Origin of the sequence: Haloarcula sp. S1AR25-4 (assembly GCF_031624555.1) — an archaeon.
GTDB lineage: Archaea > Halobacteriota > Halobacteria > Halobacteriales > Haloarculaceae > Haloarcula > Haloarcula pellucida.
The window spans coordinates 314,987-334,834 of the sequence record NZ_JAMQOR010000003.1; the positions used below are offsets into that span (position 1 = coordinate 314,987).

Annotated in this window: 22 protein-coding genes; 14 read left to right on the plus strand and 8 right to left on the minus strand. The window is 68.1% G+C overall.

Features of this window, described 5'->3' with window-relative positions:
* Window positions 1-6: 6 nt before the first annotated feature.
* The 4 genes from NDI85_RS14875 to NDI85_RS14890 form a co-directional block, all read right to left on the minus strand.
* Entirely contained in the window at window positions 7-354 is a 348-nt protein-coding gene (locus NDI85_RS14875; protein WP_310916230.1) for a 2Fe-2S iron-sulfur cluster-binding protein, read from the minus strand.
* A 32-nt stretch (window positions 355-386) separates the two neighbouring features.
* Entirely contained in the window at window positions 387-890 is a 504-nt protein-coding gene (locus NDI85_RS14880; protein WP_189001967.1) for an amino acid-binding protein, read from the minus strand.
* A 5-nt stretch (window positions 891-895) separates the two neighbouring features.
* The gene (gene hisB, locus NDI85_RS14885; protein ID WP_310916231.1) at window positions 896-1,483 is read right to left on the minus strand and encodes an imidazoleglycerol-phosphate dehydratase HisB; all 588 of its coding nucleotides are present in this window, start codon (window positions 1,481-1,483) and stop codon (window positions 896-898) included.
* A gap of 245 nt (window positions 1,484-1,728) precedes the next feature.
* Entirely contained in the window at window positions 1,729-2,943 is a 1,215-nt protein-coding gene (locus NDI85_RS14890; RefSeq protein WP_310916232.1) for an MFS transporter, read from the minus strand.
* 60 nt (window positions 2,944-3,003) lie between these two features.
* On the opposite strand from NDI85_RS14890, the gene NDI85_RS14895 reads away from it, so the two are divergent.
* Complete coding sequence (locus NDI85_RS14895) at window positions 3,004-4,071, plus strand: TrmB family transcriptional regulator sugar-binding domain-containing protein (protein WP_310916233.1); 1,068 nt, start codon at window positions 3,004-3,006, stop codon at window positions 4,069-4,071.
* Between the two features lie 301 nt (window positions 4,072-4,372).
* Here NDI85_RS14895 and hisA read toward each other — a convergent pair whose 3' ends face one another.
* Window positions 4,373-5,110 carry a 1-(5-phosphoribosyl)-5-[(5-phosphoribosylamino)methylideneamino]imidazole-4-carboxamide isomerase gene (gene hisA, locus NDI85_RS14900; protein ID WP_310916234.1) on the minus strand — a complete coding sequence of 246 codons (738 nt, stop codon included), beginning with the start codon at window positions 5,108-5,110 and terminating at the stop codon, window positions 4,373-4,375.
* Between the two features lie 116 nt (window positions 5,111-5,226).
* On the opposite strand from hisA, the gene NDI85_RS14905 reads away from it, so the two are divergent.
* From NDI85_RS14905 to NDI85_RS14935, 7 genes are all read left to right on the plus strand, one after another.
* A complete protein-coding gene (locus tag NDI85_RS14905) occupies window positions 5,227-5,889 on the plus strand; it encodes a hypothetical protein (protein WP_310916235.1) in 663 nt (220 codons plus the stop codon).
* Between the two features lie 72 nt (window positions 5,890-5,961).
* Complete coding sequence (locus NDI85_RS14910) at window positions 5,962-7,128, plus strand: inorganic phosphate transporter (protein WP_189000395.1); 1,167 nt, start codon at window positions 5,962-5,964, stop codon at window positions 7,126-7,128.
* A 91-nt stretch (window positions 7,129-7,219) separates the two neighbouring features.
* Window positions 7,220-8,416 carry an inorganic phosphate transporter gene (locus NDI85_RS14915; protein ID WP_189000392.1) on the plus strand — a complete coding sequence of 399 codons (1,197 nt, stop codon included), beginning with the start codon at window positions 7,220-7,222 and terminating at the stop codon, window positions 8,414-8,416.
* 83 nt (window positions 8,417-8,499) lie between these two features.
* Window positions 8,500-8,889 (plus strand): ferredoxin Fer1, encoded by a 390-nt coding sequence (gene fer1 / locus NDI85_RS14920; protein ID WP_166967542.1) that lies wholly within the window; start codon window positions 8,500-8,502, stop codon window positions 8,887-8,889.
* Window positions 8,890-8,996: 107 nt separating this feature from the next.
* Entirely contained in the window at window positions 8,997-10,025 is a 1,029-nt protein-coding gene (locus NDI85_RS14925) for an A24 family peptidase C-terminal domain-containing protein (RefSeq protein ID WP_310916236.1), read from the plus strand.
* 104 nt (window positions 10,026-10,129) lie between these two features.
* Window positions 10,130-10,492 (plus strand): phosphoribosyl-AMP cyclohydrolase, encoded by a 363-nt coding sequence (hisI, locus tag NDI85_RS14930; protein ID WP_166967544.1) that lies wholly within the window; start codon window positions 10,130-10,132, stop codon window positions 10,490-10,492.
* Window positions 10,492-11,604: a hypothetical protein gene (locus NDI85_RS14935; protein ID WP_189000386.1), complete on the plus strand. Its 1,113-nt coding sequence runs from the start codon at window positions 10,492-10,494 to the stop codon at window positions 11,602-11,604. Before hisI ends, NDI85_RS14935 begins: the two co-directional genes overlap by 1 nt.
* 6 nt (window positions 11,605-11,610) lie before the next feature.
* Here NDI85_RS14935 and glmM read toward each other — a convergent pair whose 3' ends face one another.
* Window positions 11,611-12,984 carry a phosphoglucosamine mutase gene (glmM, locus tag NDI85_RS14940; RefSeq protein WP_189000383.1) on the minus strand — a complete coding sequence of 458 codons (1,374 nt, stop codon included), beginning with the start codon at window positions 12,982-12,984 and terminating at the stop codon, window positions 11,611-11,613.
* Window positions 12,985-13,211: 227 nt separating this feature from the next.
* Here glmM and pyrE point away from each other — a divergent pair, with 227 nt between their 5' ends.
* From pyrE to NDI85_RS14955, 3 genes are all read left to right on the plus strand, one after another.
* On the plus strand, window positions 13,212-13,751 hold the full coding sequence (gene pyrE / locus NDI85_RS14945) for an orotate phosphoribosyltransferase (protein ID WP_310916237.1): 540 nt from the start codon (window positions 13,212-13,214) through the stop codon (window positions 13,749-13,751).
* Window positions 13,752-13,860: 109 nt separating this feature from the next.
* Window positions 13,861-15,297 (plus strand): NCS2 family permease, encoded by a 1,437-nt coding sequence (locus NDI85_RS14950; protein ID WP_310916238.1) that lies wholly within the window; start codon window positions 13,861-13,863, stop codon window positions 15,295-15,297.
* A gap of 67 nt (window positions 15,298-15,364) precedes the next feature.
* Window positions 15,365-15,622, plus strand: a complete 258-nt coding sequence (locus tag NDI85_RS14955; protein ID WP_310916239.1) for a glutathione S-transferase N-terminal domain-containing protein — start codon at window positions 15,365-15,367, stop codon at window positions 15,620-15,622.
* Window positions 15,623-15,729: 107 nt separating this feature from the next.
* Here NDI85_RS14955 and NDI85_RS14960 read toward each other — a convergent pair whose 3' ends face one another.
* Window positions 15,730-16,698 (minus strand): transcriptional regulator, encoded by a 969-nt coding sequence (locus NDI85_RS14960; RefSeq protein WP_189000371.1) that lies wholly within the window; start codon window positions 16,696-16,698, stop codon window positions 15,730-15,732.
* Between the two features lie 126 nt (window positions 16,699-16,824).
* Here NDI85_RS14960 and NDI85_RS14965 point away from each other — a divergent pair, with 126 nt between their 5' ends.
* The 3 genes from NDI85_RS14965 to NDI85_RS14975 all read left to right on the plus strand — a co-directional run bounded on the left by NDI85_RS14965 (window position 16,825) and on the right by NDI85_RS14975 (window position 18,701).
* The gene (locus NDI85_RS14965; protein ID WP_310916240.1) at window positions 16,825-18,090 is read left to right on the plus strand and encodes a tRNA(Ile)(2)-agmatinylcytidine synthase; all 1,266 of its coding nucleotides are present in this window, start codon (window positions 16,825-16,827) and stop codon (window positions 18,088-18,090) included.
* A gap of 136 nt (window positions 18,091-18,226) precedes the next feature.
* Window positions 18,227-18,439, plus strand: a complete 213-nt coding sequence (locus tag NDI85_RS14970; protein ID WP_310916241.1) for a hypothetical protein — start codon at window positions 18,227-18,229, stop codon at window positions 18,437-18,439.
* A gap of 58 nt (window positions 18,440-18,497) precedes the next feature.
* Entirely contained in the window at window positions 18,498-18,701 is a 204-nt protein-coding gene (locus tag NDI85_RS14975; protein WP_166967563.1) for a hypothetical protein, read from the plus strand.
* A gap of 146 nt (window positions 18,702-18,847) precedes the next feature.
* Here the strand turns inward: NDI85_RS14975 and NDI85_RS14980 are convergent, their stop codons facing one another.
* Complete coding sequence (locus NDI85_RS14980) at window positions 18,848-19,804, minus strand: succinylglutamate desuccinylase/aspartoacylase family protein (protein ID WP_166967565.1); 957 nt, start codon at window positions 19,802-19,804, stop codon at window positions 18,848-18,850.
* Between the last annotated feature and the right edge of the window lie 44 nt (window positions 19,805-19,848).

Consider the following 19,848-nt stretch of genomic DNA (forward strand, 5'->3'; position numbering starts at 1 on the left):
TAGCCCTTATCCTTCGCCGGACCCGCCGCCGGTCTCGCGCCCGCCCCACACGCGCTTGTCGAGTACCTGCACCCGCATCCCGTCCCGGACTCGTAGCTGACAGGACAGTCGCGGGTAGCCAAAGCGGTCGGCGAGGTCGTCGTGCCAGTGGTCGGGGTCGGCGGTCTCGGCCAGTCGGACCCCACAGGTCGCACAGAGGCCGCGACCGCCGCAGTTGAGACGACGGGCGTAGCGACCGTGCGGGCTGATTCCGGCGTCGAGGAGGGCGTCCCGGAGGACGGTCCCGGTCTCGGCGCTGACCTCGCGGACCTCGCCGTCGGGCGTCTCGACGGTGACCGTGACGGGATAGCGCATACGGCCCGGTCGGGCCGCGAAGTGAAAAGGACTCAGGCCAGTTCGATGGTCCGGACGAACGGCATCGCCCGAATCTCGTTGATGAGGTCCCCCGGCAACGCCTCGTCGGTGATGACGTACAGGCGCGGTTCGTCCGTGAACTCCGGGTCCTCGGAGAGGACCTGCCGGATGGAGATGTCCCGGTCGGCGATGGCGCCCGTGACCGTCGAGACGATGCCCGACTCCTCGGCCGACCGCACGGAGACGGTGATGGCGGTGAGGTCCAGCACCGGTGCCAAATCGAGCAGACTCGGGACCGAAGAGATGTTGCGGAAGATGCGGCGCAACTCCTCGTCCTCTAAGATGGCGTCCGTCGTCGCGTTCACGACCCGGCGGTCGACGCCGGCCTCGCGGGCGATGCCGGTGTTCGGAATCTCGATGCCCCCCGAGACGACCCGGCCCTCCTCGTTGACCGAGAACCCCCGCTCCAGCAGGAGGCGGATGACCGCCTGCTGGCCCGGCGAGTCCTCGAACTTCGCCATTATCTCGTCGAACATCGGCGCTACAGTTCGCCCTTCGTACTCGCGACGTCGCTCCGTCGCTCGTCGATGCGGGTGGCGTCGTCCAGCGCCCGCGCCAGTCCCTTGAACAGCGCCTCTATCTCGTGGTGGGCGTTCTCGCCGTCGACGCCGCAGTGCAGCGTGAGACCGGCGTTGGTCGAAAGCGAGCGCCCGAAGTGTTTCGCCATGTGGCTGGTCATCTCACCGACCTCGCTCTGGGAGAACTCGCCGTCGAAACTGTAGTACGGCCGTCCCGAGACGTCCACGACGACGCTGGCGACGGCCTCGTCCAGCGGCACCTTCCGGTCGGCAAAGCGGGTGATACCGCGCTTCTCGCCCAGCGCTTCCTCGAAGGCCTGCCCCAGCGTGATGGCCACGTCCTCGACGGTGTGGTGGTCGTCGACGTCGAGGTCGCCGTCGCAGTCGACGGTCAGGTCAAAGAGGCCGTGCGTCGAGAAGGAATCGAGCATGTGGTCGAAGAAGCCGATACCGGTGTCGACGGTCGAGTCGCCGTCGCCGTCGATATCGAGCGTCACCTCGATGTCCGTCTCGGCTGTCTCGCGGGTGACGGCCGCGGTGCGGTCGCTCATACGTTGCCTCTGACGGGCCGTCTATATGGGAATTGCGTCCGCTCGGTGTCGCTGGTGCTCCGCTCGGGGTCGGCACTGCTGTCGCGCACACCCGGAAAGCCCCCGGCCGCTGGGCTACCGCAACTCGCTGTGTGTCCTTCGCGCCTCGGTCCGGTGCTCGCGTCGTTTCGAACGCCCAGCGACCGGCCCCGTTCGGTCCCACGCGACAGTTCTCCAACCGGCAGACAGTGGCTGGTTCGTCGCCGTCAGGGCTCCTGTACGCGCCCGGTCGTGTACCACGCCACGAGGAGGAGGGCGAGGAGCGCACACAGCGGCAGCAACAGGAGGCGCATCGCCTGGACGACGTCCGAGCCGCTGATGACGAAGCCCATGATGGCGGGGACGGCGGCGAATCCCGCCGAGGACGTGACGGCGGCCGTCGAGTTGACCGGGGTGCTGTGTTCCGGCATGCCGTCGACGCCGTAGGCGACCAGCGTCGGGTACAAGCCCGAGAGCAACAGACCGAAGGTGAAGACGCCCGCGAGGAGGCCGTACCCATCGGCGACGAAGAACGTATACCAGAACGTCGGAACCGAGAGCGCGACGAGACCGGCGCTCAGGCGGAGGTAACCGAACCGCTCCGAGAGGCGTCCGGAGACGAACCGACCGGGGACGTACGCGGCGAGCAGCACCGACAGCGACGCCGTCGCCAGCGTGTCGGAGAGGTGACTCTGTGCGTAGGTGGTCAGCCACGTGAAGATACCGCCCTCGAACCCGGAGACGAGGAAGACGCCGGCGGCCATCGCCAGCACTTCGGGCCGGCGGACGAGACGCCGGACCGCGGCCAGGTCCATCGGGTCGTCGCCGCCGCCGACCGCGGGCGTCGGCAGCGAGTGGACCAGCAGGAGGAGCGGAACGAACGCCACGGCGAGCGCGAAGTAGGCGTAGCGCCAGTCGCCCGCGAGGAGCGCCCCGGCTACGAGCAGCGGGCCGATGGTCGCGCCGACGGCCCACATCATGTCGTAGTAGCCGAACAGCCGCCCCCGCTGGCTGGGGTAGAGGTGGCTCAAGAGCGGGCGGGCGCTCCCGCGGCCGACGCCGGTGAACATCCCCCGACCGAACAGCGCCGCGAGAAAGAACAGGAACGAGGGAGCGACGCCCATCACGAGGATGCCGGCGCCGGTGCCGACGACCGCGAGCAAGAGCAGGCGTCGGGTGTCGAACCGGCCGCCGACCGCGCCGACGAGCATCACCACCACGAGAAAGCCGACGGTGCCGGCCGGCGCGACCAGTCCGAGTTGCCACTCCGGCGCGCCGAACTGCTGTTGTAAGGCCGGGATGACCGCCCCGCGCATCTGCAGGCCAGCGCCCTCTAGCGCCATGTACGCGAACGCGACGACTGTCCACCACCGTCGGCTCGTCCGCTCGGTGTCGCTCTCGTGGTCCGTCTCGGCCGCTGTGGCGGTGGCCGTCTCGCCCATACTCTGGTCTGAGCGCCCTATGGGAAAAATATTTTGTATGTAGTAGAATAACGCTCTACCATGTCTGCGGAGGCGCTGCGCGAGCATCTCGCGACGTTCGGACTCTCGGAGAAGGAGATAGCGGCGTATCTGGCGGTGCTGCGGGTCGGCGAGGCGACGACTGGCGAGGTGTCGGCGGCCGCGGACGTCTCCCAGGGCTACGTCTACGAAATCGCTGGATCGCTCACCGAGCGCGGACTGGTCACTATCGACGAGACGGCCAGTCCGACGGTCCTCCGGGCCCGACCGCCCGAAGAGGCGCTGGGCTCGCTCGCCTCCCGCCTCGACGAGGTGCGCGAGAGCGTCGAGACGCTGTACACTGCGCCGGCCGACGACGGCCCGGCGCTCGAAGTCGTCCACTCCCGGTCGACGGTCCGAAAGCGGGCCACGCAGTACCTCGCCGCCGCCGACCGGGAGGCGTTCCTCGTCCTCCCAGCCCCGGAGGTTTCCCACCTCGACGATGCCCTCGCCGAGGCCCGGGACCGCGGCGTCTTCGTCTATCTGCTCGCCGTCGCGCCCCTCTCGGCTGAGACGCTAGACGTGGACTGGAGCGCGTGTACCGACGTCGTCAGGACGTGGGACGCCGCGCCGCCGGTCCACGTCCTCGTCGACGACACGACGGGGCTGTTCGGGGCGCACGGCATCCTCTCGGGTCGACACGGCGAGGAGTACGCGCTTGCGTTCGCCCAGCGAGAGGTCTGGAGCGGCTTCTTCGGCAACGCCGTCGCCAACTTCTGGCCGATGGGCGAGGACCACTACGTCACCGACCCCGACCCGCTTCCGGCCACCTACGGTCACCTCCGGACGGCGGCGACCAACGCTGCGCTCCACCGGGCGGCAGGCCGGGAGTTGCTGGCCGACGTCACGCTCGAAGACGTCGAGGCCGGGACCGAACGCCGCTACGAGCGGGTCCCGGTCGTCGCGGTGCGCCAGAACCTCGTCGGCGACCCGACGAACGACTTCCCGATGGAGAACAGCATCGTCTTCGAGACCTCGGACGGTCGCATCGCCGCGGGCAACACCGACGGCGGTATCGGGCCGTTCTACGAGGGGTACGGCGCCCGGTCGGTGACGCTGTATGAGGGCTAGCGAGGGCCGCGCCCGACGGTCGCGGCCCTCGGAGAAGCGCAGCGGTGACTGGCAGGAACCGCGAGCAGGCGGGGTGGTGTGGGCTGTGCGGATGGGACCGACGGTCGCGGCCCTCGGAGAAGCGCAGCGGTGACTGGCAGGAACCGCGAGCAGGCGCGGATGGTGTGGGCTGTGCGGATGGGACCGACGGTCGCGGCCCTCGGAGAAGCGCAGCGGTGACTGGTAGGAACCGCGAGCAGGCGGGGGTGGTGTGGGCTGTGCGGATGGGACCGACGGGAGCGGCCCTCGGAAAAGCGCGGCGTTAGGCTCGCTCGGCGACGGCGTCCATCGCCGCTTCGAGGGTGAACGCGCCCTCGTAGAGCGCGCTGCCGACGACGACGGCGGCCGCCCCGGCCGCTTCGAGGGCCAGTACGTCCTCGACGGTGGCGACGCCGCCGCTCGCGACGACGGGCATCTCGACGGCCTCGACGATGCGGCGGACGGGGTCCGTGCGTACGCCCTCCAGTTGGCCCTCGACGTCGACGTCGGTGAAGAGGACGCCGCCGGCACCCAGTTCTTCGTACCGCTGTGCGGCCTCGGCGGGGTCCAGTCCGGTCCCCTCCGTCCACCCCGAGACGACGACTTCGCCGTCTTTCGCGTCGAGGCTGACGAGGACGCTTTCGGGATGGGACTCGCTGATTTCGGCGACGATGTCCGGGTTCTCGACGGCGGCGGTGCCGAGGATGACCCGATCGACGCCGCGGTCCAGCAACGAGACGGCGTCTTCGGCCGTGCGGATGCCCCCACCCAGTTGCACGTCGACGTCGTCGCCGACGGCCGAGAGGACCGCGTCGATGGCGTCGGCGTTCTCGCGTTCGCCCTCGAACGCGCCGTCTAGGTCCACGAGGTGGAGCGTTCGGGCGCCGGCCTCGACCCAGCGCTCGGCCGCCTCGACGGGGTCGCCGTACGTCTTCTCGGTGCCACGCTCGCCGCCCACCAGTTGTACGACCTGCCCGTCCTGCATGTCGACGGCCGGAACGACCTCGAACTCGGGAAACATGGCCGAGGCTCGGGCGTCGGCGGGCGAAAGCGTGTCGGTCCGCCCCGTGGCGGGTCGGCGGCGGTGCTGGTCTGTCGCCGGATTACTTTTATACGATGCCGTGTGAATAGATAACTATGACCACTTCGATTCCGGTCCTCTCTCCGATAGCGCGTCGTCTCGAAGCCATCATGTTCGGGCAGTACGAGGATCAGTATCGGGTGTTCGCACAGGCGGTACTGGTCGTCGCCGTCGGTCTGTCGCTCGCGTGGGGGCTGGCCGCGTTCGGTCTCGTGCCGCTTTCGGACGGTACGACGTTGATGCTCGCGACCGCCGCGAGCATCGCTATCTCGGCGTTCGTCGTCGTCGGCCTCCTCCAGTTTCTCGTCATGGCGAACGTCCTCGAACGGACCAACGAGGACGTCGCCACCAAAGCGGCCGAACTCGAACAGGCCGCAGAGCAACTAGAACAGACCGCAGAGGAACTGGAGACGACTGCTGGTTCGGTCGAGGACGCCGCAACGACCGTCGACGAGGCGGCCGAGGACGTCGAACAGACTGCTGACGAGGTCGAACAGACCGCGACAGCGACCGGCGACGAGGACGCCGCGGAGAAGGCGACCGAGGCCAAAGACAAGACGACGGAAGCAAAAGACAAGACCAGCGACGCCAAGGAGACCGCCGAATCGGTCACCGAAGAGGTCGAGGCCGCCAAAGAGACCGCGAGCGACGTCGAGGAGACGGCGGCGGAGAAGCGCGAACGGTTGGCGAACGCCGACAGCGAGGACGACACGGAGTGATCTGCACGGACCGGCCGTGCGGTCGCGACTGTGGTCGGTAGTCTTTAACCGCCGCCCGGTCTGGCGTCTTGTATGGTCGAGGCTCTCTTTGTTCTCGGATTAGCTGTTGCCGTCTTCGTCGGCTTCAACATCGGAGGTTCCTCGACGGGGGTCGCCTTCGGCCCCGCCGTCGGGAGCGACACGATATCGAAGACCATGGCGGCCGGCCTGATGACGGTTTTCGCACTGCTCGGCGGCGCCACCGTCGGTACGGAGGTCATCGAGACGATGGGGGGCCGCATCGTCCCGAGCAGCGAGTTCACGCTGCTTGCGAGCGTCACGGTCCTGTTTTTCGTCGGCCTCGCCTTGCTCGTCTCCAACCTGTTTGGTGTGCCCGCCTCGACGTCGATGACGGCGGTCGGCGCCATCGCCGGTCTCGGCGTGGCCAGTGGAACCATCGACTGGAACGTCATGGGCCGCATCGTCTCGTGGTGGCTGGTCGCCCCGATCGTCGCCTTCTGGCTGTCGGCGGTCGTCGGTCGCTACCTCTACCCGCATCTGGCGGCCCGCATCGTCTTCGAGAGCGACACGCCGGGGACGTCCCGGCGGGAGCGCGTGGGGCAGTTCCTCGTGGTCGCCATCGGCTGTTACATGGCCTTCTCGGCGGGGGCGTCGAACGTTGCCAACGCCGTCGCACCGCTGGTCGGGAGCGGAGAACTCGCACTGTATCCGGGCGTCGCACTCGCTGGCGCGGCCATCGGTGTCGGCGCGTTCACCATCGCCCGCCGGACGCTTGACACCGTCGGCAACGACCTCACCGAACTGCCGATTCTCGCGGCGCTCATCGTCGAGACGGTGAGTGCGACCATCATCAGCCTGCTGTCGCTGGCCGGTATCCCGGCGAGCCTCGCCGTCTCGGCGACGATGTGCGTCGTCGGCCTCGGGTGGGGTCGGGCGACGCGGACGACGCGACTGGCCGAGGCGGCGGGGGCCGCAGTCACTGGTGCCGCTGCCGGCGGGAGCGGCGGGAAAGGTGTCTCGGTCAGTGCGCTCAACGTCGACACCGAAGAGAACCCCACGTCATCGGGGTCCGGTGAAGCGAGACCGGTCGCCAAAATCGGCGAAGAGGACCCCGAGTCGGTGACGACCGCCGCCGACCTGTTCGACCCCTCGGCCACCGGTCGGGTCGTGATGCTGTGGATACTGACGCCGTCTATCTCCGCGCTGGCGTCCTACCTCGTCTTCCAGTACGTGTTGTAGCGAGAGCCTGACCGACGGGAAGAGTATCGCACGCGAACGGGACGCGGTAGCGAGACGGTAGGCTTTACCGGCCGCCGGGCTTGCATCCCGTATGGTCGAGGTTCTCTTCGCGCTCGGACTCGTGGTCGCCGTTTTCGTCGGTTTCAACATCGGGGGTTCCTCGACGGGCGTCGCCTTCGGCCCGGCTGTCGGGTCGAACACTATCACCAAGCTCTCTGCGGCGGCGTTGATGACCGTCTTCGCGCTCGCGGGGGGGCTGCTCGTCGGCCCCGCGGTGGTCAAGAGTCTCGGGAGTGACCTCGTGACGTCGCAGTTCTCGCCGCTCGTCAGCATCGTCGTCCTCTTTTTCATCGGGACGGCGCTGTTCCTCTCGAACGTCGCGGGCGTGCCCGCCTCGACGTCGATGACGGCGGTCGGCGCCATCGCCGGCCTCGGACTGGCAGAGCAGACGCTCAACGAGGGGCTGATGCTCGAAATCGTCTCGTGGTGGCTCGTCTCGCCGATTATCGCCTTCTGGGTCAGCGGCGTCATCGGCCGGTACTTCTACCCGACGCTCGTCGAGTGGTTCGCCGTCTCCCAGAGCGAGGGATCGTTGCTCACGGTAGACCGCTCGGGGAGTCTCCCGCGCCCGGAACTCGGTGAGAACACGACGCCACGGGAGTTCGTCGGGACCGTCGTCGTCATCGGCATCGGCTGTTACATGGGGTTCTCTGCGGGGGCGTCGAACGTCGCCAACGCCGTCGCACCGCTCGTCGGCAACGGGTCGCTCGACCTCTACCCGGCCATCCTGCTCGGCGGCGGCGCCATCGGCCTCGGCGCGTTCACCATCGCCCGCCGGACGATGGACACCGTCGGCAACGACCTCACCGAACTGCCCCTCGTCGCGGCCATCGTCGTCGCCACCGTCGCATCGACCATCGTCACGTTCCTCTCGGCGCTTGGCATCCCCGCGAGTTTCGTCATCATCGCGACCATGAGCATCGTCGGCCTCGGGTGGGGCCGTGCGACCCGGACGACGACGCTCTCGGAGACGATGAAAGGCGAGGTGCCGGCGGCCTCCGTCGGGTCGTTGACTTCGGACGCCGCACCGACCGTCGGCGACCAGACGGAGGACCCGCCGGCCGACGACCCCGCACCCATCGGCGAGGAATCCCGAGAGGACGTCCCGACGGCGTCGGACCTGTTCGAACCCGGGACGACCGCACGGGTCATCTTCCTCCAGAACGTCGTCCCGTCGATTGCCACCGTCGCGGCGTACCTCGTGTTTCGGTTCTCACCTGTCGCCTGACCCCCTCGCCGTCCCTCACAATCGTTCATGCGATCGTCCTGAAGGGCAAAGTCTAACAAGTCGGCCTCCGAACCACGCAGGTGATGCCCACGGTAGAGTACCTTAATTACGAAGTAGTGGACGACAACGGCTGGGACATGTACGACGACGACGTCTTCGGCGAGGCTGCCGACATGGACCTCGACGACGAGGACTACGGTTCCCTCGAAGTCAACGAAGGCGAATACATCCTCGAAGCCGCCGAGGCTCAGGGCTACGACTGGCCCTTCTCGTGTCGCGCTGGCGCCTGTGCGAACTGCGCTGCCATCGTCATCGAAGGCGACATCGACATGGACATGCAGCAGATCCTCAGCGACGAGGAAGTCGAAGACAAGAACGTTCGCCTGACCTGCATCGGCAGCCCCGACGCCGACGAGGTCAAGATCGTCTACAACGCCAAGCACCTCGACTACCTGCAGAACCGCGTCATATAACGCTGTTCTGCGGTTCTTTCCGCTTTCTTCCCGGGGAGCCGCTGCTGTACCGTGGCGCGTTTCCCCGACCCGGAACCATTAGGGCCGTCGCCGTGAGACCACAAGGCGTGCTGGGGTCGATACCGGACCTGTTGCGACTGCTCGCGGTCCCCGTGTTCGGGTGGGCGGCGTACCGCGACGTGAAGACCCGCCGGGTCCCGAACCGGGCGTGGGTGCCGCTGGCGGCGCTCGCGGTCGTCTTGCTCCTGTGGGACAGCTATACGGTCCTCACCGGGCCGACGGCCGGCCGGGCGTTCCTGCTCCGGGTGGCGATCAGTCTGGGCTTCGTCGCACCGCTGGCCTACGGGTTCTGGCTCGTCGGCGGGTTCGGCGGCGCCGACGCGAAGGCGTTCATGCTCGTCGCCGTCCTCTTTCCCGTCTACCCCGTCTACTACCTCCCGACGGCGGCGCTCCCGCTGGAGCCGTCGGCACTGGGCGTGTTCTCGCTGACCATCCTCTCGAACACCGTCCTCGCGGGGGTGGTCTATCCGCTCGGCGTCGCCGTGAGCAACCTCGCCCGCGGCCGCTTCTCGCTGGCGATGTTCATCGGCAAACCCGTCGCCGTCGACGCCGTCCCCGAGGAGTACGGCCGCCTGCTTGAGACCACCGACGGGTTCACCCGGAGCGGTCTCGATATCGACGCCCTCCGGATGTACCTCCAGTGGCGCGGGGCAACACTCGCCGAGGTGCGGGCCGACCCGGACCGGCACCGGGACCCCGACTCGCTCCCGCGGGTTCCCAACGACCCCGGCGACGGGGCTATCGTCACCGACGGCGGGGAGCCGAGCGACGCGAGGCGACCCTCGTCGGAATCCCGTTCCGACGGCGGCGTCTCGCCCGACACCGCCACCGAGTTCGGGACCGCCGCTACCGCCGACCCGTGGGGGGCCGAGCGCTTCCTAGACGACATCGAAGGATCGGCCTACGGCACCTCGCCCGAGCAGTTACGCGAGGGGCTGGAGGTGCTCGTCAGCGAGGACGACGTGTGGATATCGCCGGGCATCCCGTTCCTCGTCCCGATGTTCGCCGGTCTGGTCGTCTCGCTGGTGTACGGCGACGTGCTGTACGCCCTGCTCGGACTCGTCGGCGTGGCGTGAGTCCGCTCGGGACGCGACCCGGACCATCACGACGGCGGCGTCTCCGGACCGAACGCGCTGGCCACGACAAAAGACCTATCTTCGGGACAGGCGACCTCTCGGGTATGACCGACGTCGCCCTCGCGTTCGACGAGCAGGAGTACATCCCGGCGGTCGCACAGGACGCCGACTCCGGCGAGGTGCTGATGCTCGCCTACGTCACCGAGGAAGCGCTCGAACGGACCCGCGAGACGGGCTACGCCCACTACTACTCCCGGAGCCGCGACGAACTTTGGAAGAAGGGCGCCACCAGCGGCCACACGCAGGCAATCGAGGAGGTCCGGGTCGACTGCGACGGCGACGCGCTCCTCTATCTGGTCGAGCAATCGGGCGGAGCCTGTCACACCGGCTACGAGTCCTGTTTCTACCGCACCGTCGACGGCGAGGAAGTCGGTGAACAGGTGTTCGACCCCGACGACGTGTACTGATGACCGATGCTGCCGCGGCCCTCCGGACGGCTGCCGAGGAACGCGACCGGGCCAGAGAGCGCGTCGAGGCGGTCGGCGAGGAGCGCTTGCGGGCCTGTCAGCGCGCCTACCGGGAGCTACGGGACTTACTTGACCGCTACGAGGACACGGCGACGGGCAGCGGCGACTTCAAGGCGTTCACGGAGTTTCAGGGCGCCGTCGCGACGCTGACCGACGGGCTGGACGAGGACCTGCCCGAGCGCGAGACGTTCGAGGCCATCGACGAGTCCCTGCAGAAGCGCCGGCTCACCGAGAGCGACTTCGAGTCCGCGCGGTCGCGACTCGACCCGGTCGCCGACCTCGTCGGCCGTCTCGACGAGTGGGCACAGGCCCGCGAGGACTACGCCGACGCCCGGCGGGCCGCCCGGAAGCGACTGGATGAGATCGACGCGCGAATCGACGAGCTGGACCGCCTCCAGCGTCTCGGCGACGCGGATTTAGACGCCCCGGTCGACGACCTCCGAGCGCCGATCGACGCCTACGACGCGTCGGCCCGCGAGGCCTTCAGCGAGTTCCGGGACGAAGCACCCGCTCGCGAGGTGCTGTCCGCGGTCGAGCGAGCGGAGGCGTTCCCGCTGGTCGACTTTCAGTCCCCGCCCGAGGAGTTGCTGGCTTACGTCCGCGACCACGAGGCGGGCACCGAACCGATTCCGAAACTGCTGGAGTACGCCGACTACTCGGCGTCGAAACTGGACCACTACGTCGACGATACGGCGGCCCTCCGGCGGACCGTCGCCACGCGCCGGACCTACCTCCGGAATCTCGACGCCGAACCGCTGACGGTCGGGTGGCCGCCGCCGCCCGGCGACCACTTGCCGTGGCTCGTCCGCGAGTACCGCTCCGTACTCGCTGGCTTCGCCGACGACTCGGTGATCGCGTGCCTGCGTGACGTGCGAGCGCTCGCCGACCGCGAGGACTACGAGACCCTGCGAGAGAGCGCGCTCGCTCGCGAGGAACTGTCCACAGACGAGCGCGAGCGACTCGAAGACGGCGCCGTCGACCGGGAACTCGACTCGCTCCGAGCGGAGCGGGACGCTATCGAGTCGGCGCTAGACGAGTACGGCCCGCTGTAACGTGGCTCAGGCGTCGTTCGTCGCCGTCTGGTTCGTGGCGGCGTCGACCATCTGCGCGGCGAGTTCTTCGGCCCGTTCGGGCGAGCGGGCCTCGGCGTAGACGCGGACGACCGGTTCCGTCCCCGACGGGCGAGCCAACACCCAGCCGTCGCCGTAGTCGAGTCGCCAGCCGTCGGTAGTATCGAGGTCGGCGCCCGAGTCGTCGGCGCGGGCCTCGATGCCGTCGAGCATCGCCTCGCGCTGGTCCTCGTCGTCGACGGTGAGGTTCCGGCGGACGTTGTAGTACTCGTCGTAGGGGGCGATCAGTTCGTTGGCGGGCGTCTCCGCGACGAGTTCACAAAAGCGCGCCGCGGTGTAGGCCCCGTCGCGGGCGATGCGGTACTCCGGGAAGAGGATGCCGCCGTTGCCCTCGCCGGCGATGCTGACGCGCGTGCCCGTCGATTCCAGTTCGCGGATGCGGCTGACGATGTGCGTCGACCCGATCGGTGTCAACGAGAGGGTGGCGTCGGCGGCGTTCACCACGTCGACGAGCCGCTGGGAGGCGTTGACCGCCGAGACGACGCCGTCGCCGGGGTCGAGTTCCGCGGCCGCCAGCGCCGCCAGCGCGGCGTCACCCTCGATGTGTTCGCCGGTCCCGGCGACGAACATCGCCCGGTCGGCGTCCCCGTCGTGGGCGATGCCGAGATCCGCCTCCGTCGCCTCGACGTAGGCCCGCAGGTCCCCGAGGTTCGCTGCGACCGGTTCGGGGTTCCGTCCGGGGAAGTGGCCGTCCGGTTGGGCGTTGACGGTGTGGACCGTACAGCCCAGTTCCCGGAACAGGTCGGGACTGATCAGCGACCCCGCGCCGTGGCCGGGGTCGACGACGACGGTGAGGTCGGCGTCGGCGATGCGCTCGCGGTCGACCGCCGACACAACCGCCTCGCGGTAGGACCGCCGCGCGTTCTCGATGGGGCGGTCCTCGCCCACGCGGTCCCACGTGGCCTGTTCGATGTTGCCGGACAGCGCCGATTCGACGCGGTCCAGCGTCTCTCGGGTCAACTCGACGCCGTCGGAACCGACGAGTTTCACGCCGTTGTACGCCGGCGGGTTGTGACTGGCCGTAATCATCACGCCGGGAATCGCCTCGCGTTCGCAGTAGGCCTGTAACCCCGGCGTCGGGACGATGCCGAGTCGGTCGACGTCGAACCCGATGCCGGTGAGGCCGCCGGTGGCGGCGTTGACGTACGTCCGACCGGTCGTCCGCGTGTCCCGCGCGACGGCGATGCGGTCGTACTCCTCGGTCCAGACGCTCCCGGCCGCCTGTGCGACCCGCAGGACGTACCGCGGCGTCAACTCTTCGCCCGCGACGCCCCTGACACCGCTCGACCCGAACACGTGCATTCACGCGGGACTGCGTCGCCGACCGGCTTATGAATGTCGCCGCTAGCTCGTGGCGATGGTTCGTTTGTCGTCGGCAATCGGCCCGCTTCCGACAGCCAGAAAGTCCCGGTCGGGTGTTCCACGGGGCTTTCTGCCTGTTCTGACCCTCGTCTTCGTTCGCGCCGAGACCACAGCCGTGGCGAGAGCGATTCCAACAGCCATTAGCCACCGGCCCCGAACCAGAGAGTATGGCCAACGACGAACTCATCGCGGCGCTCCGTGACGCTGACGCGGTCAAGTACGGGGAGTTCGAACTCTCCCACGGCGGGACCTCGAACTACTACGTCGACAAGTACGTCTTCGAGACGAACCCCCGGTGTCTGGAACTCATCGCCGAGGCGTTCGCAGAGCGCGTCGCGGACACGAAACTCGCCGGCGTCGCGCTCGGCGGCGTGCCGCTGGTGGCGGTCACCAGCGTCGAGACGGGCCTGCCCTACGTCATCGCCCGCAAACAACAGAAGGAGTACGGCACGGCGAACCTCGTCGAGGGGAACCTCGACGACGGCGAGGAGGTCGTCGTCGTCGAGGACATCGCGACGACGGGCCAGAGCGCCATCGACGCCGCGGAGGCGTTGCGAGACGCGGGTGCGGTGGTCAATCGCGTCCTCGTCGTCGTCGACCGCGAGGAGGGCGCCCGCGAGAACCTCGCCGACCACGGCCTCGAACTGGAGGCGCTGGTCACGGCGTCGGACCTGCTGGCCGACGCGCCCGAGGACGTCGACGTCTAACCGCGAGCAAACGACAGGACACGCCCGGCGTCCGTCGACTCGTCGTCCAGCCGACCATTATTAGCCACTCTCGCCACGCTTAAGCCGGTCTGTACAGAGAGTGGGATAAATGGCGGGAACACTCGAAGAGTTGTTTGGTCTCGAAGAACACGGCACCGACGTACGAACCGAGATTCTGGCCGGGATAACGACGTTCCTGACGATGAGCTACATCGTCGTCCTGAACCCGGCGATTCTCACGGCGTTCCCCGACGACAACACGCCGGGTGGCATCGCTATCTCCGGCTACGGCCCCGGCGAGATATTCCAGATGCTCGCCGTCGTGACCATCCTCTCGTCGGCGGTGGCGATGTTCGTGATGGCGTTCTACGCCAACCGGCCGTTCGGCCTCGCGCCCGGCCTCGGCCTCAACGCCTTCTTCGCCATCACCGTCGTCGGCGTCCTCGGCGTGCCGTGGCAGACGGCACTCGCGGCCATCGTCGTCGAAGGTGTCATTTTCATCATCCTCACGGCCGTCGGTGCCCGTGAGTACATCATCAAACTGTTCCCCGAACCCGTGAAGTTCGCCGTCGGCGCGGGTATCGGCCTCTTTCTCGCCATCATCGGCCTGCAGGCGATGGGCATCGTCGTCGACGACCCGGCGACGCTCGTCGGCACCGGGCAAATCGCCAGCGACCCCGTGGCCATCCTCTCGGTGGTCGGCCTCTTTCTCACGTTCGTCCTGTACGCGGCGGGCCTGCGCGGCTCTATCATCGTCGGCATCCTCCTGACGACGCTCGTCGGCGCACTCGCGACGTTCGCCGGCCTCGTCGAACCCGGCGTGCTTGCGACCGACGCCGTCCGGAACGGCGGCTTCGACGCCTCCCGCCTCGCCTCCGCACAGTACGACATCACGCCGCTGGCCGGCGCGTTCCTCACCGGGTTCGGCAACGTCGAGGCGTTCTCCTTCGCGCTCATCGTGTTCACGTTCTTCTTCGTGGACTTTTTCGACACCGCGGGGACGCTCGTCGGCGTCGGGCAGGCCGGCGGCTTCCTCGACGAGAACGGCGACTTCCCCGACATCGACAAGCCGCTGATGGCCGACGCCGTCGGCACCACCGTCGGCGGGATGCTCGGCACCTCGACGGTGACGACGTTCATCGAGTCCGCGACCGGCGTCGAGGAGGGCGGCCGGACCGGGCTGACGGCCCTCGTCGTCGCTGTCCTGTTCCTCGCGTCGCTCGCCGTCGTGCCGCTGGCGAGCGCGATTCCGCTGTACGCCTCTCACATCGCGCTCGTCGTCGTCGCCGTCCTCATGCTGCGCAACGTCGTCGACATCCAGTGGGACGACTTCGCCCACGCCGTGCCGGCCGGCCTGACCATCATGGTGATGCCCTTTACCTACTCCATCGCGTACGGTATCGCCGCCGGAATCATCTCTTACCCTATCGTCAAGACCGCACAGGGTGAGTTCGACGACGTCCTCGTCGGCCAGTGGATACTGGCCGCCGCGTTCGTCCTCTACTTCGTCGTCCGAACCGGCGGCGTCCTCTCCAGCGCGCTCTGACGGCGCTGTTCGACCGACACACACCACCGACGCCCTTTTTCCGGTCGACCGTCTATGCACCTCCGAGATGGCAAACCTCGAACTCTACGAACTGGAAGGCTGTCCCTACTGTGCGAAGGTCGTTACGAAACTCGACGAACTCGGACTCGACTACGAGTCTCACATGGTTCCGCGCTCGCACAGCGAACGCACGGAAGTGAAGGACGTCTCCGGCCAGACAGGCGTCCCGGTCCTCGTCGACAACAACAACGGCATCGAGGGGATGCCCGAGTCCGACGACATCGTGGAGTACTTAGAAGAGACGTACGGCGGCGGCGCGGCGTAAGTCCGGACGAACTTTTCATTGTAGCCGGTCGGTGAGCGACCGCCATCGGCGACCGGGCGTCGTACCACCGGCTATCTGCGTGTTATCGGAAAAACGCAGGCGGCGGGTCAGGCCACTTCTTCGGGGTCCTCGCCGCGTTCCATGATGAGGTCCCGCAGGTCGTCGGCGTCCTCTATCTCCTCCATCTCTTCTTCTTCGATGAGCGCCGTCCCCTCGACGGACTCGCGGGTGAGTTCGTCGACGACGTACACCGAGCGGGTGCGGGTGACCTCGCCGACGGAGGACATGATGCGCGCCCGCTTCTCGGCGGCCTCGGTGAAGGTCGAGTGGCCAGTCAGCACCTGCTCGCGCCGGCGAGCGTTCTCGTTGACCGTCTTGAACGGCGCGCGGTCCGTGGGGTGGACCTCGAAGCCGATGCGGGTGAAGACGGTGGCGATGGGTTCGTCCTCGGGGGCCACGTCCGGGTCCTCGGGCGTGGGTTCGTCGTCGCGGATGTCTTCGGTCCCCTCGAGGACGCTGACCGGCGAGGTCAGCGGCGCGTCGAAGAGGTCCTCCAGTTCCGCGGCGACGTCGACGGAGGCGTCCATGCCGTCCTCGTACTTCGAGACGGTGCGGCGGGAGACGCCCAGTTCCTTCGCCAGACGGCCCAGCGACCACTCTCTCTCCTCGCGGGCGTCCGCCAGTACTTCGGAGTCGATGTTGACGTACAGGCCGCCCGGCGCGGCGTAGATGAGCGGCGGGACTTCCTCGACGAACAGGTCGAGCGCCGTATCGGGCGAGAGGACGGGGACGCCGTGGCGGAAGTAGACGACGCCCGGTTTCAGTTCCTCGTCCCGGGTTCGGAGGCCGACGACGATGGGCGTCGCGTTCAGGTAGGTGCCCAGACGGCGCATCTCGCCGCCGGTGCGGGCGTCGAAGGCGTCGATGTTGCCGAGTATCTTCACGAGCAACACGTCCTCGCCGCGGCGGGCCGCGACGTCGAAACTCTTGGGTCGAATCGCACACCGGTCGCTCACGAGGAACCCGGCGTCCTCGAGCATGGCGGTGACGTTGCCGACCAGTGCCGACCGTGACATAGTACTCGGTACCTCTATTGATGGTAAGCCAGTCACCGGATATATGCGTTGTGCCGCCAGCGCGGTGTCTCTCGGCCGACACGACACTGCGAAACAGACTTGCCTGACAGTCGGATACGTCCGGTCGTGACTGTCGTCGGGATAGACGATACGGACTCGCGCGAGACGGGGATGTGTACGACCTACGCAGCGGCCCAGTTAGCCGACGCCGTACGCGACGCTGGTGGCACCGTCGACCGTGTGCTGTTGGTCCGCTTGAACCCCGCCGTCGAGCACAAGACCCGCGGCAACGCCGCACTGGCGGTCCACACGGACCTCGACGCCGACCGAGCGACCGCGCTCGTCCGCGAGACGCTCTCCCTCGCACGGACCGACGACCCGAAGACGAACCCGGGTGCAATCGTCGCCGACTGCGCCCCCGACGCCGTCCCGCCGCAGGTGGCCGAGTTCACACTCGACGCCATCCGCGAGATACAGGACCACGTGACGGCGACGACCCTCGCCGACTTCGCGGGGTTTGCCCGCGTCGAACGCGGTAACGGCCGGGGCCTCGTCGGTGCGCTGGCGGCCGTCGGGGCGTGGGCCGCCCTCTCCGATTGGACGTACGAACACATCGCCTACCGCGAGCAGTCGCGCTGGGGTACCGAGCGGGACGTAGACGCAGAGCGCGTGCGGGCCGCCGCCGACGCACACTACCCGGCGGTGTGGGACACCGTCGACCACGAGTCTGGCTATCCGGTGTGTGTCCCCCGAACGCCGTGTCCCATCCTCTATGGCATCCGCGGTGACGACGCCGACGCCTGCCGGGCCGTCGCCGACGCCATCGACGGCGAACCCGTCGCCGACAGCGCGACGTTCCTCACGAATCAGGGCACCGACGTCCACCTACAGGACGCTCCCCTCGGCGAGGTCAGGGAAGACAGCGCCTTCCGCGTCACCGGGACGGTGGTCGCCCCGCCCGAGACGCGACGGGGTGGCCACGTCTTCCTGACGCTCGCCGACGGCGACGCACGCCTCCAGTGTGCGGCCTTCGAACCGACGAAGCGTTTCCGTGACCGCGTGCGCGCCCTCCGGGAGGGCGACCGCGTGACGGCCTGTGGCGAGGTGTCCGACGGGACGCTGAAACTGGAGAAGTTCGCCGCCCGCGAGTTGGTGACCACCGAACGCGTGACGCCGACGTGTCCCGACTGCGGGGGGTCGATGTCCTCGGCCGGTCGGAATCAGGGGTACCGCTGTCGGGACTGTGACACCAGCGCGGACGGCAAGGTCGAACGGCCGGTCGACCGAGTCCTCGAACCGGGGTGGTACGAGGTGCCGCCGGTGGCGCGTCGCCACATCGCGAAGCCGCTGGTTCGCGGCGGGTTCGACGGGCCGACACACCCCGAGCGGTGAGCGTCGGCGGGCGACCCAGCGCGAGGGCGTGCGCGACCGTTTGGGCGGCGGTTGGCTCGGCATATCGCCGGTCGGGACGGTCGAAACTCGGGTTATGCGTGTTATAACAAGGATTACACCCCCGTTAGTGACGGGTATGAGTATCGAGCGGCGGCTGGCCGAGAAGGACGGACTACCGCTACCACAGGACGATTTCGCCGAGACGACACTGGTGGCCGAACTGGAACCTGCGGCCGACGGCGGACAGCGCGTGCTTCTCTACCCGAAAGACAGGCCCGGCTACGAGGTGGCGACCCGCTGGCTGGCGGCTCCCGCCGACGCCCTCGTCGAACTCGACAGCGTTCGGTAGTCCCTTCCATCGTATAACCGACTTGTAACAATACCGTCCCTCAGCGACGCCTCTCGGCATGGGAACGGACCACTGGTCCCCGACTGGCGGGACCCCCTCGCCCGCTCCAGACGAGGGGGTCCTCCCCGCCGTCGTGCGGAGTCGCTCCGACGGGACCGAGCGGTACATCTGCTATGCCGCCGACGTGGACCCGTCCGACGTCGAGACGCAGTGGATCTCGGTCGACGCCGACATCCCGGTTTCTCTGCGCGTGTGGCGCTAGGCGTTCCGGCCAGTGAGCGCGACGGCGACTACGTCACGCCCTCGGACACATGTGGGTTCCGACGAAACGTCCGAGCGTCAGTGACTGACGGGGGTACCCGAAGGGCCATCGGTCCGAGGACACCCCCTGCAGGAAACAACGGGAGTCTAGTAGGTGTCCAGATTCGTCCCGACCGAGCAGACGTACTCGCCGGTGGCGACCTGCGGGAGGCGGCGCGAGCGCCAGAAGACGCCGTTCGAGTCGGCGGTAATCTCGGCTTTGGACTGGCCGAACACGTCGGTGATTTCGAACAGCGTCTCGCCGCGGGAGACGCGGTCGCCGAGGTCGACGTGGAAGTCGACGAGGCCACCGGCGGGCGAGCCGTACTGCTCGAACCCGGTGGCGCGGGTCTGGGCGCGGGGGCTGTACCGGCCATCGAGGAAGCCGTAGTAGGTGAGGACGTTGAACACGCCGTCGACGCCCTTCTCGATGGACGTCTCGTCCCAGCCGACACAGCCGCCGAGTTCGGGGTCGACGGTCGGGACGCCCTCGTCGGGCGCGGCCCGGGCGAGTTGGCCGTCGGGCCCCTTCTGGTCGAGGATGTAGCCACAGCCAAAGACCTTCGCGAGTTCGAGACACTCGCTGTGGAGACGGTGGCGGGTGCCACAGCGCACCCGGACTTCGTCTATCATCCGCGAGGTCGAGCCCTGATGGAGGTCCAAGACGAGGTCGGCGCCGACCGCCGCGTCGTACGTTGCGGCGGCGATACGCTCGCTAGAGGTCCCGTTCGCGTCGCCGGGATAGGCCCGATTCATCTTCGTGTCGTCGACGGGGTTGCGGTGTTCGGCGACCTGGAAGGCGTGGTAGTTGACGATGCCACACACCAGAATCGTCCCCGAGAGTTCGGCCGGGTCCAGTTGCGGGAGGACCCGCTGGATGACCCCGACGCCGTTCAGTTCGTCGCCGTCGCTCGCCGCCTGCATGTAGAGCGTCTTCCCGTCGGCGGCGCCGTTGACGACGGCCACCGGGAGTCCAACCGGGCTACCGTCGCGGGTTTCGCCGACCTCCAACCGCCCCGTATCCATCTCACCGGGAGCGGCACTCGCTGTGCCGAGAGTTACCATTACCGGCACGTTCGGCTTGTCCGCCTTTACTGGTTCGGATTTCC